The 14,452-nt window shown below is 74.2% G+C and carries 13 protein-coding genes; 10 read left to right on the forward strand and 3 right to left on the reverse strand.

Annotation, left to right across the window (positions count from 1 at the left end; genetic code table 11):
* Positions 1–68: 68 nt before the first annotated feature.
* Positions 69–1,415 (forward strand): PLP-dependent aminotransferase family protein, encoded by a 1,347-nt coding sequence (locus AB0G20_RS06450; protein ID WP_361296671.1) that lies wholly within the window; start codon positions 69–71, stop codon positions 1,413–1,415.
* Here the strand turns inward: AB0G20_RS06450 and AB0G20_RS06455 are convergent.
* Together AB0G20_RS06455 and AB0G20_RS06460 are read right to left on the reverse strand one after the other, a co-directional pair.
* On the reverse strand, positions 1,312–2,280 hold the full coding sequence (locus tag AB0G20_RS06455) for a hypothetical protein (protein WP_361296673.1): 969 nt from the start codon (positions 2,278–2,280) through the stop codon (positions 1,312–1,314). The two genes, AB0G20_RS06450 and AB0G20_RS06455, sit on opposite strands and share 104 nt — an antisense overlap.
* A 149-nt stretch (positions 2,281–2,429) precedes the next feature.
* Positions 2,430–2,870: a hypothetical protein gene (locus AB0G20_RS06460; RefSeq protein ID WP_361296676.1), complete on the reverse strand. Its 441-nt coding sequence runs from the start codon at positions 2,868–2,870 to the stop codon at positions 2,430–2,432.
* Between the two features lie 187 nt (positions 2,871–3,057).
* Between AB0G20_RS06460 and AB0G20_RS06465 the strand changes: the two genes are divergently transcribed.
* From AB0G20_RS06465 to AB0G20_RS06490, 6 genes are all read left to right on the forward strand, one after another.
* A complete protein-coding gene (locus AB0G20_RS06465) occupies positions 3,058–4,197 on the forward strand; it encodes a PP2C family protein-serine/threonine phosphatase (RefSeq protein ID WP_361297711.1) in 1,140 nt (379 codons plus the stop codon).
* A gap of 65 nt (positions 4,198–4,262) precedes the next feature.
* Positions 4,263–5,324, forward strand: a complete 1,062-nt coding sequence (locus AB0G20_RS06470) for a hypothetical protein (protein ID WP_361296679.1) — start codon at positions 4,263–4,265, stop codon at positions 5,322–5,324.
* A gap of 124 nt (positions 5,325–5,448) precedes the next feature.
* Positions 5,449–5,784, forward strand: a complete 336-nt coding sequence (locus AB0G20_RS06475; RefSeq protein ID WP_361296682.1) for a hypothetical protein — start codon at positions 5,449–5,451, stop codon at positions 5,782–5,784.
* Positions 5,785–5,788: 4 nt separating this feature from the next.
* Positions 5,789–8,332: a substrate-binding domain-containing protein gene (locus tag AB0G20_RS06480; protein ID WP_361296685.1), complete on the forward strand. Its 2,544-nt coding sequence runs from the start codon at positions 5,789–5,791 to the stop codon at positions 8,330–8,332.
* Positions 8,329–9,744 carry an extracellular solute-binding protein gene (locus AB0G20_RS06485; RefSeq protein ID WP_361296688.1) on the forward strand — a complete coding sequence of 472 codons (1,416 nt, stop codon included), beginning with the start codon at positions 8,329–8,331 and terminating at the stop codon, positions 9,742–9,744. Before AB0G20_RS06480 ends, AB0G20_RS06485 begins: the two co-directional genes overlap by 4 nt.
* 111 nt (positions 9,745–9,855) lie before the next feature.
* Positions 9,856–10,338, forward strand: a complete 483-nt coding sequence (locus AB0G20_RS06490; protein ID WP_361296691.1) for a hypothetical protein — start codon at positions 9,856–9,858, stop codon at positions 10,336–10,338.
* A 389-nt stretch (positions 10,339–10,727) separates the two neighbouring features.
* Here AB0G20_RS06490 and AB0G20_RS06495 read toward each other — a convergent pair whose 3' ends face one another.
* The gene (locus tag AB0G20_RS06495) at positions 10,728–10,880 is read right to left on the reverse strand and encodes a hypothetical protein (RefSeq protein WP_361296694.1); all 153 of its coding nucleotides are present in this window, start codon (positions 10,878–10,880) and stop codon (positions 10,728–10,730) included.
* Between the two features lie 129 nt (positions 10,881–11,009).
* Here AB0G20_RS06495 and AB0G20_RS06500 point away from each other — a divergent pair, with 129 nt between their 5' ends.
* The 3 genes from AB0G20_RS06500 (at position 11,010) to AB0G20_RS06510 (ending at position 14,250) form a co-directional block, all read left to right on the forward strand.
* Positions 11,010–12,353 (forward strand): tetratricopeptide repeat protein, encoded by a 1,344-nt coding sequence (locus tag AB0G20_RS06500; protein ID WP_361296697.1) that lies wholly within the window; start codon positions 11,010–11,012, stop codon positions 12,351–12,353.
* An 89-nt stretch (positions 12,354–12,442) separates the two neighbouring features.
* Positions 12,443–13,432 (forward strand): permease, encoded by a 990-nt coding sequence (locus AB0G20_RS06505; RefSeq protein WP_361297714.1) that lies wholly within the window; start codon positions 12,443–12,445, stop codon positions 13,430–13,432.
* On the forward strand, positions 13,429–14,250 hold the full coding sequence (locus tag AB0G20_RS06510) for a TIGR03943 family protein (RefSeq protein ID WP_361297717.1): 822 nt from the start codon (positions 13,429–13,431) through the stop codon (positions 14,248–14,250). Before AB0G20_RS06505 ends, AB0G20_RS06510 begins: the two co-directional genes overlap by 4 nt.
* Positions 14,251–14,452: the final 202 nt, after the last annotated feature.

Raw genomic sequence — 14,452 nt, forward strand, 5'->3', positions numbered from 1 at the left:
TAGGCCGCCCAACTACTCAGTGCAATAAGATCTTTGCTCTCGGTGCAATCCAAGGGGGAGACCGGCCGATGAGTGACTACCGGCGTATCGCCGACCGCATCGCCGACGACATCGCCACCGGGCGGCTGCGGCCGGGGCAACGGCTGCCGCCGCAGCGCGCGTTCGCACGGCGGCGGGGCATCGCCCCGTCGACGGCCGGGCGGGTGTACGGCGAACTCGTGCGGCGCGGGCTGGTCGTCGGGGAGGTCGGGCGCGGCACCTACGTACGGGCCGCACCGGCCGGGCCGGCGGGGCAGGCGCTCGTCGAACCCTCTCCGGCCGCCGCGCCCGTCAACCTGGAGCTCAACTACCCTGCCGCGCCCGGCCAGCCGGAGCTCCTCGCGCCCGTTCTCGCGCCGCTGCTGCGCCCCGACGTGCTCGCCGAGGCGCTGTTACCGGCCGCCGCCACCGGCACCGAGGCCGCCCGGGAGGCCGCGGCCACGCTGCTCAGTACCCCGGGCTGGCGCCCCGTCCCGGAGCGGCTGCTGTTCACCGGCAACGCCCGGCAGGCCATCGCCGCCGCCCTGGCCTCGCTGGTCCGGCCGGGCGGCCGGGTGGGTGTGGAGCAGCTGACGTATCCGCTGGTCAAGGAGATCGCGGCGCGGCTCGGCATCACGCTGGTGCCGCTGGCCGGGGACGCGGCCGGGCTGCTCCCGGAGGCCGTGGCGGCCGCGCACCGCTCGGCGCCGCTGTCCGCCCTCTACGTGCAGCCGACGCTGCACAACCCGACGTCCCTGACGACGAGCCGGCCGCGGCTGCTGCAACTCGCCCAGCTGGTCCACGACCTGAACCTGCCGGTGGTGGAGGACCGCATCTGGTCCTTCCTCCGGGAGCCGGGTGATCCGCTCGCCGTGCACGCCCCGGCTCTCACTCACGTCGTCGACGGGCTCTCCAAGCGGGTCGCCCCGGGGCTCACCGCCGGGTTCCTCGTGGTGCCGCCGCACCGGGTCGCCGCGGTGGGCGACGCCGTGCGGTCGGGCGGGTGGAGCGCGGGGCGGTTCGCGCTGGAGGCGGCCGTGCGGTGGACCGGGGAGGGGACGGTGGCGCGGCTGGTGGCGGCCAAGCGGGCGGACGCGGTCCGACGGCAGCGGATCCTCGCCGAGGAACTCGCGGGCTTCACCGTGCGGTCCGACCCGGGTTCCTGCTTCGCCTGGTGGGAGCTGCCCGCCCCGTGGCGCGCGGACACCTTCACGGCCGCCGCCGCCGCGCACGGCATCGCCGTCACGCCCGGCCCCGCCTTCGCCGTCGCCCCCGGGCACACGCCCGACGCCGTCAGGCTCGGGCTCGCGTCGGCTCCGGAACCGGATCTGCGACGGGCACTGCGGACCCTCGCGCATGTCGCCGCGCGGCGAGCCGGGGACCGTACCGGCCTGTGACCCAGGCGCCGGCCGCCACCGTCAGGCCCAGCACGCACAACAGCAGCGACACCGTGCGCAGGGTGGCGGTGAGGGCGTCGTAGACCGCGCCCGCGGCGGGGCGGTGGAGGGCGTCGGGCAGGTCGGCGAGGGTGAGGCGGCGGCCGATCGCCACGGCGAGGACCAGCAGCGCGCCGCCCAGGGCCGTGCCCAGGCCGAGGGCGGTGACCGCACGGCGGCGGCACGCGGCGACGGCGATCCCGGCGACCGCGAGGACGGCGGTGGCCGGCGGCAGCCAGAAGGCGGCGGTGTCCAGCACGTGGTACCCCTTGCGCATGCGGTCCGCGTCCTCGGCCGGAAGCACCGGGATCCGCGTGTGCGTGACCGGGATGCGGTGGGCGAACGGCATGTGGTCGTCGGAGAGTCGCTGTTTGACCTGGGCGATGACAGGGGCGGCGTCGACGGTCACCGGGGCTCCGTGGGTGCCGTCGTCGCGCAGGGCGCGCAGCACCGCGTCGTGCACCGCCCGGTTCGCCGCGTCCCAGGCGGTGCGATACGCCTCGGTGCGGGTGAAGGATCGCGCCGCGTCGTGCACGAAGGGCCCGACCGCCCCGCGCAGCGCCCCGGTGTCGACCTCGCGCCCGGCCTCCCGCATGACGCCCTCCCCGACGGCGTCCGCGACCGCGCGCTGCACGTCCGGGTCGGCGGCGAGCGGCGCCATCGTCCGCACGTAGCGGCCGGTGTCGGTGAGCCCGTGGGCCGCCCAGGAGGCGAGCGCCCCGAACGGCACGAGCAGGCACGCGAGGGTGAGCAGAACGGCCGCCAGGGCGTTCCGCCATCGTGGAGGCGCCCTCTCGGGTACGGGCGCCCGGTCGCGTTCGGACACCCTTCCAGGCAAGGCGCCCGCGGCCCGGCCCGCGAGCGCAACGACGGGGTCCGGCCGCACATCGGTCGCCCGGCAGCGCACTCCACCTGCGAGAAGCGGCTGTCACGGGCCCCTCGGCGGACTCACCCGAACGGGTGTCCTGATCTCCGTCAGCCGATCCGCCGGCCCGCGGCGTCCTCGTGCGTGTAGTAGCGGTAGAACACCATCGCCAGGACGCCCGCCCCCACCAGCAGTCCCAGGCCGCTGGAGCTGTACACGGACGCACCGGTCTGGCTGTAGAGGAAGCCGACCGCGCAGCCGGTGAAGACGAACCAGCACAGCGCGTGCAGTTCGCGGGGCAGCAGCGGTGCCAGCGCGCACACGGCGGCGAACAGCACGGCGAACACGAGCGCCGTGACGAAGCCGAACAGCAGGTTCCAGCCGGTGATGGGCCCGCCGTGACGCTGGTTGGCCGCGGCCCAGAAGCCGTAGACCAGTCCGAGCACCACGGGCAGACCGACCTTCACGGCGGTGTGGATCCGCGGGCCGAACACGTCGGGCCTACGGCGTTGCGTGATCATCCTGCGTGAGGCGGGTGCCGCATGAGCCATGACAGCTCTCCTCTCTGTCCCTGCCCCTGGATCCAGGGCACACCGGCGGGCAGCCCCTGGCAAGTCGGCGCAGCGGCCGGAACGGGATGCGGCCGGTGCCGCCCCGTGTTTCGCTGGGGCCGTGAGCCGCCACCGCAGGGGGCACGGCCCGCTCGTCCGGCACGCCCGGGCCGGGCCCCGCGACGTCGTGCGGCGGCAGGAGCTGCTGCGGGTACGGGGCCGCAGCGTGGCCTGGGTGCCGCCGCTGCTGCTGCTCGTCGCCATCGCGGTGGCCGACTACCACACGATCGGCGAGTTCCGCATGATCTCCTGGATCGTGCTGGTGCCGGGGATCGCCGCCGCGATCTGCGGGGTGTGGGGCACGGCCCTGTTCGCGGTCCTCTCGCTGGTGACGTACGTCGTCGCCGACAGCGCCTGGCCGCACGAATACCGGGCCGGACGCGCCGACTTCGTCCTCGTCGCCCTCGGCGGCATCCTCGCCACCCTGGCCTGCGTGATCCGTGTGCGCGACGAGCACCGCGCGCTGCACATGGGCGACGTCACCGACACCATCCGCCGCACCGTGCTGCGCCCGCTGCCGCCGGGCTGGGGCGGCCTCGACCACGCCGGTGTCTACCTCACCGCCGACGCCCACGCCCGCGTCGGCGGCGACTTCTACGACATCCAGCCCGGCCCGCACGGCACCCGCGTGCTCGTCGGCGACGTGCAGGGCAAGGGCCTGGGCGCGGTGGAGGCGGCGGCCGCGCTGCTCGGCACGTTCCGCGAGGCCGCGTACCACGAGGCGGACCTCGCCACGGTCGCCGAGCGGCTGGAGACGCGGATGATCCGGCACCGCGGGCACACCTCCGCCCTGGGCCGCTCGGACGGCGACCGGTTCGCCACGGCCGTGCTGCTCGCCTTCCCCGACGACGACCAGGAGGCGGTGGACGTCGTGCTGTTCGGGCACGAGCCGCCGCTCGCCGTCGGGCCGGGCGGGGTGCGCACCCTGTCGGCCGGGGCCGGGCTGCCGCTCGGCTGCCGGGACCTCGCGCCCGGGCCGCCTCATGCCCGGCGGTGTCGGGTCGCCGGCGACGAGACGCTGCTGCTGGTGACGGACGGGGTGACGGAGGCCCGCGACGCCGACGGGGCCTTCTACCCGCTCGCCGACGAGGTGGCCCGGGCCGTCGCCGAGGACCCGGGCACCGCCGAACCGGCCCGCCTGGCCGCCTTCGTACGGGACGGCACCCTGCGGCACGGGAGTGGGCACCTCGCCGATGACACCACGGTGTTCGCCGTCCGCAGGAGACCCGGGGGCGAAGCCCCCGAAGGCGGACGTTTGCGGTCCTGAGACCCACCTTCGCAGCCGCAGCGGTTACGGTGCTGACGTACGTGATCGACACAGGGGGTGGGGCGATGCCCGGAACCGTGCTGCTGCTGGCGGCCTCGCCGGTGGGCAGGGGGCGCCTGGTGGACGCCGCCTCCGTACTCCCCGTCCTCGCCGCCGTACCGCCCGCGGTGCTGTCCGGCACCGACACCGCGAACGTCGTCGAACTCGCCGACCCCTTGGAGCCGCAGGCCGTACTCACCCGGCTCCGCGCCGCCGCGACGGCCCCCGGACCCCTCACCGTGTACGTCACCGGCCAGCTCCAGCTCGACCGCCGTCAGCGCCTGCCCCACCTCGCGCTGGCCCGCACCACCGCCTCCACCGCCCGCTACACGGCCTTCCCCTGGCACTGGTTCCGGGAGGAACTGCGGCTCAGGCCCGCCGGCGCCACCACCCTCCTGCTCGACCTGCACGCCGACGCCGAGACCTGGGAGCTGCTGCGCGGCACCCCGCTCGACTCGGGACGGGGCAACGCCGTTCACGGTCGCATCGCGCCACCGCCGTCCAGACGCACGGTCGCGGCACCGGCGTACATGAAGGCGGTCGCGACGATCCTGCGCAGCGGGTTCCGGCCGCCCGTCGAGCAGTTGCACCAGCAGGCGCTGAGCCGGATCGCGCCGGAGAGCGCGGGCACCGACCTGGTGCTGAGCACGCCGAGCCCGGCGGGCGGGGATCCGCACGCCGCCATCACCGCCGCCGTCCAGTCCGGCCGGCACGCCGACGCCGACGCGCTCGCCGCCCGGCACGAGCAGGCCGCCGTCACCGCGCACGGGCCCGCGTCCGAAGAGGCCCTGCACTGGGCCGAGGTACGGGCCGACCTGGCGATGTTCGCCGGGGACGCCGCCCGCAGCTGCCGCACCTGGCTGATGATCGCCACCGCCCGTCTGAACGCCGGGCAGGCGCCGGACGCCCCCGCCGTCGAGGCCGCCGTGGACCGGGCACACCACCAGTGGGGCCAGGTCCGCGACACCACCCCGGCCCGCGAACTGGGCGCCGCCCTCGCCGCGTTGCGCGGCAGGGTGCCGGGGCGGCGCCAAGGGGCGCTGGACCATGTGCAGCGGCAGTTGCGGCAGTTGCAGACCCAGGCCTGAGCCGCGTGCGCCGTGTGCGCGTGGCGTGAAGGGGGCGTGCAATCGCTTTCGCGGGTCACGTCACAGGTCTGCCGCCGGGGCCTGACCCGGTGTCATGATGGCGGGCATGACAGAGGGGGACCGAGTGGCTGTCTTAGGCGTGCGCGTCCGGCTGGGCGCCGACGCGACCGTGGATGATGTCAGAGCTCTGAAGACGTGGCTGGAGCGCGAGGAGCAGCTGGCGGAACTGCTCGCCGACGAGCAGCTGCGCATCGAGGTGCAGACCGGCGCGGACGGGACCGAGGGACGCCTGGGGCCCGACCTCGAACTCGTCCTGAGACTGCTCGGTGACGTCGTCACGGTCCTGGCACTGACCGAGTACACCGCACGCGCGGTGAAGACCTGGACGAACAACCGCCGCAGGCTGCAGGGCGGCCATCCCGATCCGCAGATCCGCCCACTGGACCCCGACGGGGAGTAGGCCGGTGAGCCGCTTCGACCCGCGCCACAAGGGGAACCGGGCGCTGCTGGTCGGTGTGTCCGAGTACGACCACACGGCACCGGATCCCCAGGGCGTCAGCGGTCAGCTCCCGGCCGTCCGGCACAACCGGACGGCACTCGAGGACGCGCTGAACCGGGGCGGGGTGTTCGGCGCGGGCGAGGTGAGGACCCTGGCCTCGCCGGCCCCGGACGACTTCACGGGGGCGCTGCGCCGCGCCTGCCGTGAGGCCAAGGGGCTGCTGCTGCTCTACTTCGCCGGGCACGCCGTCACCTCCACCTCCGGCAACGAACTGCACCTCCAGATGCGCACCGCGCGGGTGCTCACGGGCCATGGGCTGCCCGGCTCGGTGAGTTTCAGCCAGGTGCTGGGCGAGCTCGCCGAGAGCCACGCCGAGCAGGTCGTGGTGATCCTCGACTGCTGCTACGCGGGCAATGCCGCGGGGATCTGGCACCGCCTGGACGATCCGAAGCGGAAGAAGCACAAGATCCTGCTGCTGATGAGCGTGCAGCCCAACCGCTGCATCCTGGGCGGGACCGCCGACGTGGCGACACCGTTCACCCGCGAGATGGTGCGCGTCCTCGACGGGGGCGGCGAGGTATGGCTCTCCCAGCTGTACGCCGCGGTGAAGGAGCGGATGGCCGCGGCGAAGTACAAGGCGGAGGCCGACGACCCGCAGCGGCCGCAGGCACTGGCTCCGCCCTGGGACTCGGACGACGTGCTGCTGGCGGCGGGGCCGGGCCCGGTCACCAACGGGCCCGGCCCCGCGGACAGCGGCTGGTTCCCATGGCTCCGGAGCCTGCTCGCCCGCGCCCGGAAGGCCGTCGCCCGGTCCGGCCGTACCGCGCCGGCGGCTGTGCTCGCCCTGCTCGCCACCGGCGCCGGCGGCTACGGCATCCTGGCCCTGACCGGCGACTCCGGCCCCTGCAGACCGCCCCTGGAACTGCGCGTCCTCACCGACCCCGACCTGGAGCCGGCGATTCGGGCGGCCGCGGACGCCTATGTCACCTCGGACGCCAACACCACCGGAGAGGGCTGCCGGCGCAGCGGCGTCACCGTCAACAGCGCGGGTGCCGCGGCCGTGGTGACCGCCCTGGGGGAGCGGACCGACGCCTGGCAGCAGCCCCGTGAGGACGACAACCCGCAGCGGGACATCGGCCCGCAGCCGGACGTGTGGATCCCCGGCACCCGCGCGGACGTCGACCTGGTCACCCGGGCCGCAGCCAAGGAGGACCGCGTCTTCGCCCGGCTGGAGCCGGAGGCCGAGCCGATCGCGTACTCACCGGTCGTGCTGGCCGTACCGAAGGCACTCGGCGCCGGCCTCGAACGCACCGGGCGGTCACTGTCCCGGCTGCTCGACGCCCTCGGACAGCCCGACGGCAAGACCGAACTGCACCGAGCCGACCCGGAGTTCACCGACTCGGCACTGCTGGCGACCATGGGCCTGTACGGCGACGAGCCCGGCGCGCGCGGTGCGGCCGACGCGCGCGACGCCGAGCTGGGCCTCGCCCGGACCGGGCGGCCCGAACCCTCGGCCGCGCGGCTGCTGTGCGCGCTGCCCGGTGACGAGGCCGTGGACAACCGCGGCACGGCGCTGGTCCCGGAGTTCCTGCTGAGGAGCGGCATCGGCTGCCACCCGGTCACCCGTGCCCAGCGGGTGGCCGCCTACCCCGACGACGTGCCCGGCCTGGAACCGGCGTTCGTCCGGGTGCGCTGGGAGGACGGCGACCGGGACGCCGACGCGCGGGACGACGCGGTGGACCGCTTCCACAGATGGCTGACCGGGGAGGACGGCCGGACGGTGCTCGGCGAGCACGGCTTCAGGTCCGCGACCGGTGAGCGCGGCCTGCTCGAGGCGACACCGGCCCCCGGAGGCCTCATCGAGTCCGTCCGCCCGGCCGGGAGCGCCGACCCCTCGAAGATGGAACGGGCACTGGAGCGCTACGGCAACGCGCACCAACCCGGCCGGGTCCTGTTCCTCCTCGACAGCTCCGGCTCGATGGCGGGCCGGTGGGACGGCCCCAGTGGCGGCCCGGGCATCCTGAAACAGTCCCTGCCCGGGCTCGGCGGGGAGGACGAGTACGGCGTGTGGGCGGTGCACGGCACCGGCGACCGCACGCACACGGAGCTGCTGCCCTTCGGCACGCACGCGTCCTCCGAGGCCGAACACGCCCTGGACGACGCCGAGGTGCGGGACGCGGAGGCCGATCCGCCCGGCGCCCTGCGGGACGCCCTGGCGTTCATGCGGGAGCGCGGCGCCGACGACGAACGGCCGCAGCTGATCGTGTACCTCACCGACGGCGAGGACGACGGGCGCCTGACCGGCAAGGCCCTGAAGGAGGTCCTCGACCGGGCCGGCGGGGCGGGCGTCCCGGTGGCCATGGTGTCCCTGAGCAACTCGGGCTGCGACCGGGACCGCCCCGCCACGCGCATCGCCGAGGCCGGCCGGGGCCGCTGCCTGGACGCCGGGGACGACCTCGTGCCCGCCCTGCACGACGAGGTCGCACGGACCGGAACGGGGGAGGAATGACGGCCCGCCGCCTGACGGCCACGGCACTGTCGCTGCTGTCCCTGCTCGCGCTCACCTCCTGCACCGGCAAGGAGGCGCGGGAGCAGCCGCAGGGCGCCGACCCGCCCCGGATCGTGGTGGCCAGCGGACAGGACGTCACCGGCAACAACGGCATCCGCCAGCAGCTCATCGACGCCTGGAACGCCAAGGAGGGCGAGCACGGCTACCGGGCCCGCCTGGTGGAACTCCCCGGCTCCGCCGACCAGCAGCGCAGCCAGCTGCTCGGCGCGCTCCAGTCCGGCGGCGCCGAGTACGACGTGGTGAACCTGGACGTGACCTGGATCCCGGAGTTCGCCGACGCCGGCCTGATCCGCCCGCTGACCGGCGCGGCGGTGAAGTCGCCCGACGACATCATCCCGTCCGTCGACCGCACGTCGTTCTGGGACGGCGAGCGGTACGCGGTCCCCTTCAACAGCGATGTGGGCCTGCTGTACTACCGCAAGGACCACCTGCGCGACGTCGGCACCTCCCGGACCGAACTGGGCGGCGGTGTGACCTGGGACGACCTGCGGGAACTGATCGACGCTGTCAACGACCGGCCGAAGCCCAAGGGTTACAAGGACGGGTGGACCACGCAGCTCGCCGCCTACGAGGGCCGTACGGTCAACGCGATCGAGGCGTTCGCCTCGGCCGTCCCGGACTTCGCACTGACCGACCAGGACGGCCGGTACACCGCCGACGAGGCGCAGTTGACGGCCGGGGTGACCGAACTGCGGGAGCGCACGGCGTCGCCGTACATGCTCGGGGAGGCCTCCGGGTCCCGCGAGGCCGAATCGCTCAGCGCCTTCGCGGAGGGCCGCACGACCTTCCTGCGGCACTGGCCGTACGTCTACCCGGCCCTGTACGAGAGGTTCAAGGGGGACCTCGGTGTGACCCGGCTGCCCGGCAAGGCCGTGCTCGGGGGCCAGAACCTGGCCGTCACCTCGTCCACGTCCGAGCAGCGGGCCGCCAAGGCCGCCGAGCTGATCGCGTTCCTGACCGACCCGGACAGCGAACGCTGCCTGCTGCGCGCCGGGTTCGCCGCGACCCGCACCTCCGCCTACCAGGCTCCCGGCAGCGCCGACGCGACGGAGTGCCGGCACGCCGCCGCGTACTCCGAGAGCGCCTCGGCGTCCCCCACCGGCGAGAGCGCCGAGCTCAAGGCACCCGACCGGCTCGCGAACGGCGTCAGCTACTCCCGGCACATCCTGCTGCCCGCCCTGAGCGAGGCCGTGCAGCGCCCCCGCACGCCCCTGTACGGCGCCGTCACCCAGACCCTCATCACCGAACTGGACGCCCTGTACGGCCCCCGGCCGGCGGGTGCGGCACGGCCGGGTGACGCGCAGGTGGCGAAAAGTCTTGACGAGGCATTGAGCAAGGTTTTACCCGGTTGAATTTCCTCCCGGTGATGTTCACAGTTTCTCCATTGCGAACGTCTGTCCCCGTGGGTAGCCTCAATTTCGCACTGACCATGCAATCCGAGTACACAATTCAAGAAAACGGGGATGGACTTCGTGAGCGTACGAAGCAAGGGAATTTCTTCCGTAATCGCCTTCGCCATGACCGGCGCGCTGTGCGGTGTCGGAGCACAGGCCGCACAGGCGGCTCCGGCGCAGCCGGAAGTGCGCGCCGGAGCGGACGAGATCTGCGCGGTCCTGGGGATCGGCAGTGGCGCGGCAGGCCTCACCAAGGCCCTGGCCAAGGGCGCCTCGTGGGTGGGGATCGGCGCGAGCATCGGGTGCTACGCGTACACGAAGGCGAAGGAGGCCACGCCTGCGGAAAAGCGGGCCGCCATGATCGCGTCGTACAAGAAGTACCAGGCCATGAGCGACATCAAGAAGCTCGATGCGCTCGGCTACTACTGCCGGAAGGAAAGCGGCGGCGGCGGTGGTACCGATGTCGCCCCAACCAACGTGTCGGTGAAAGCGGGATGGCGCGACATCAAGATGAAGGGCGTCACGTACAAGTGCACGGCCAACAGGGACTGACCGGCCGTCGCGGTCCGGGCTATGGAGAACGGCTGCTGTTCTCCATAGCGCTGGTCGTGGTGAGCCTGTTGTGGATCACCCAGGACATGGCCACGTGGGCGACGGTGGTGTGCGCGGCAGGCGCCGCCGTCGGTGCGGCTGGAATTCTCTATTTCGGCCGGCGCTGTATTCGCTCACGCGGGAATGCGCGCTGACCGAATTCCTGGCCGCGTCCCGCCTCGGCGAGTTCGTCCACAGCTGTGGACAACGGCGGCCGTGGGCACGTGTCCGTGACCTCCACGCGCAGTCCCCGCCCGTCCGGCCGCCGCAGCACCAGCACCGCGGCGCGCCGGCCGGGCGTGTGGCGTTCGCGACCAGCTCGGTGCGCCGGGCGCTGCCCCCCCCCGGGCTCAGCGGGAGTCGGCGACCGTCCGCTGCTCGGGCTGCGGGGTCTCCGCTCTCGCCGGCCCCGCGTTCGCCGCGAGCAGCAGGGTCGCCACGGCGACGAGGGCGGCGGCGAAGCCTCGGGCGTACCGCTCGGCGGTGCGTGTGCGTTCGAGCACGGCGACCTCGCAACTGGGGCGGTGGCTACGGGGGGCAACGTATTAAGCGTCTTCAACAATTCGGCTTAACACTCCGTTTAACCTAGGGGCAGTTCAGGCCGAACGGCAAGAGGCACAGGGGGAGTTGGCGTGGGGGAGCGTGACGATCCGGGGACCATCGGCCGCCGGGTGCAGCGGTTGCGTGTGGAACGCGGCCTGACGCAGCGGCAGTTGGCGGAACCGGCGTACACACCGGCCTACATCTCCACCCTGGAGTCGGGCCGGGTGCGGCCCTCCGACGACGCGCTGCGGCATCTCGCGGACCGGCTCGGCGTCGCCTTCGACGAGCTCGCCAGCGGGCACTCCGCGCGACTCGCGACCGAGCTGCGGCTGCGGATGACCGAGGCGCAGCGGACCCTCGCCGTCGGCGAGACCGAGACGGCGGCCGAGCAGTACGCCGAGCTGCTCGTCGAGGCCGAGACGCACCACCTGACCGCGGAGCAGTCCGCCGCGCTGCTCGGACTCGGCGAGTGCGCCCTGGAGACGGGCGAGCTCGTGGCGGGCCGGCAGTACTTCGAGCGGGCCGAGGAGTGCCTGGCCGGCGCGCCGCTGCCCGCCCGTGTCCCGGCCCTGCGCGGCCGGGCCGTGGCGCACTACCTCGCCGGTGAACTCCGGTACGCCGTCTACCTGCTGGAGACCGCCCTCGACGAACTGAACCGCGGCGGCCTGCACGACCCGGACGCCCTGCTGCTGCTCTACGCCAGCGCCATCGGCCCGTACATGGACATGGGCGCGCACGCCCGGGCCGCCCAGGCCGCCGAGTTCGCCCTCGCCCTCGCCCCGCAGTCCGGTGACCCCGCCCTGGTCGCCCGCATGCACCGGTCCGTCGCCCGCACCCTGGTCGCCGAGGGCCGCCTCGCCGAGGCCGACGCCTCGCTGGCCAAGGCCGCCGAGCTGTACCGGGGCCTGCAGATCCGCACCGAACTGGCCAACTGCCACTGGATGCGCGGCTACGTCTACGCCCAGGACGGCCGGCTGGAGCGCGCCGAGGAGGAGCTGCGGCAGGCCCTCGGCATGCTGTCGGCCAAGCGCGCCGCCCTCTACAGCAGCCAGGTCGCCGTCGAGCTGGCCGACGTGCTGCACCGGCGCGGCAGGTCCGACGAGGCGGCGGCCCTGCTGCACGACGTCCTCGGGCACCTGTCCCCCGACCGCGGCGCCGTGCACTCCGCCGCCGCGCACCGGCTGCTCGGCATCATCGCCGAGGACGCCCGCCGCACGGAGGACGCCGAGGAGCACTACGTCCGCGCCCTGAGCCTGCTGGAGCGGGCCGGTGCCGCCGGTGACCTGGCCGACCTGTGCCGGCTGCTCGGGGACCTGCTGCGGCGGACCGGGCGGGTGGAGGCGGCCCTGGACGCCTACCGCACGGGCCTCGGGCACCGTACGGCTCCCGGCACCACCACCCTCGGGCCCGCGCCCGCACAGCCCCCTCTGTGAGAAAGCAGGGACCTCGCACAGCCGTGCGGGTTAGCCTCCCTCCCGGGAAGTGAACGACCGGGGCGGGCCGCGTGGAGAACCAACGAACGATGGCCGACGGCATACGACTGGGCCTGCGGGCCCTGGTGTACGCCGTCCTCGGGGGTGCCGCGCTGCTCGCCATCGCGACGGTGGCGTCGGTGCTCGGGCCCATGCTGGCGCTCGACCTCTACACCCCGCCGGTCGCGGCCTGGTGGACGGTGTTCACCGCGATCACCGTGCAGGGCGTGCCGTTCCTGCTGCTGGGCACGGTCGTGTCGGCGGCGATCGGGGCGTTCGTGCCCGAGCGGGTCTTCCAGCGGGTGCTGCCGCGCCGTACGGTGTTCGCCGTGCCGGTCGCGGGGGCGGCGGGGGTCGTGCTCCCCGGCTGCGAGTGCGCGTCCGTGCCGGTGGCGGGGAGCCTGATGCGGCGGGGTGTCGCACCGGCGGCCGCGCTCGCCTTCCTGCTGTCGGCGCCCGCGATCAACCCCGTCGTCCTCGTGGCGACCTCGATCGCCTTCCCCGGGCAGCCGGAGATGGTCCTCGGCCGGCTGGTCGCCTCCCTCGGCACGGCCGTGGTGATGGGCTGGCTGTGGGCGCGGTTCGGGAAGGAGCAGTGGCTGCGGCTGCCGAAACGGAGCTCCGGACGGACGCCGGCCGGCGGGCCGCGCGCCTTCGTCTCCGGCCTTCAGCACGACTTCCTGCACGCGGGCGGGTTCCTCGTCCTCGGGGCGGCGGCCGCGGCGACGTTCGCCATCGTCGTGCCGCGGTCGGTGCTGGAGGTGTTCACCGGGTCGGCCTGGCTGTCGGTGCTGCTGCTCGCGGTGCTGGCGGTCGTGCTGTGCGTGTGCAGTGAGGCCGACGCCTTCGTGGCGGCGTCGCTGAGCGGCTTCTCCCCCACCGCGCGGCTGGCGTTCATGGTGGTCGGGCCGATGGTGGACCTGAAACTGATCGCCCTCCAGACGGGCACGTTCGGCAGGACCTTCGCGGTGCGGTTCTCGGCGGCGACGTGGGTGGTGGCCGTGGCGAGCAGCGTCCTGGTGGGGTGGTGGCTGCTGTGAGGCGCTACGGACCCGCCGTGCTGCTCACGCTCGTGGGCGCGGCGATCCTGCGGGTGTCGCTCTTCAGCGAGCTGTATCTCCGGTATGTGCAGGCGGGGCTGCGGCCGTACCTGGTGGTGTCCGGCGTGGCGCTGGTGCTGCTGGGGGTGGCGGTGGCGGCGGTGACACGCGGGGCGGCTGCCCATGAGACCGCTGACCACGAGCACGAGCACGAGCACGAGCACGAGGAGGAGCAGGAGCAGGAGCAGGAGGAGGAGCAGGAGCAGGAGCAGGAAGGGGAGCACTGGGGCGACGGCGGTCACGCGGGCCACAGTCACGGCCCCGCCGGTCCCCGCGTCGCCTGGTTCCTCACGCTCCCCGCCCTCGCCCTCCTCCTGTTCCCGCCGCCCGCCCTCGGCTCCTACAGCGCGGAGCGCGAGGCGGCCCAGCGTGCCGCCCGGGGCGTCGGCACCTTCCCGGCCCTGCCGGACGGCAACCCGGTCGACCTCGCCCTCGGAGAGTTCGGCTCCCGGGCGGTCTACGACAGCGGCCGCTCCCTGAAGGGCCGTACGGTCCGGCTCACCGGCTTCGTCACCCGCGACGGCGACGGCACCTGGTACGTCACCCGCCTCCTCGTCTCCTGCTGCGCCGCCGACGCCACGGCCGCCAAGGCCGAGGTGCGCGGTGCGCAGGATCCGCCGGTCGACACCTGGGTGACGGTCACCGGCACGTGGCATCCCGAGGGCGGACTCGGCTCGGCCGCCGCCTGGCCACCGGTCCTCGACGCCACCTCCGTACGACGGGTGCCGCAGCCGGACAACCCGTACGAGAAGCGCTGAGGCCGGACCCCCGCGGCGACGGCCCCGCGCACGGGTTTTGCCCCACCGGCTTCGGGTAGTCGGGGCACCAATCGGCAGGTTCCGGAGTGATCCGGGCGAGTGCCGGGCCCGGTGCGCGGCGAGCACCGGGCTGGGACACCCCCGGCCGGGCGCACGACGGCCTCGCGGGAGCGGACGCACGGCGGCCTGCCTCGCCCATGGG

Origin of the sequence: Streptomyces sp. NPDC024017, assembly GCF_040638895.1 — a bacterium.
Lineage (GTDB): Bacteria > Actinomycetota > Actinomycetes > Streptomycetales > Streptomycetaceae > Streptomyces.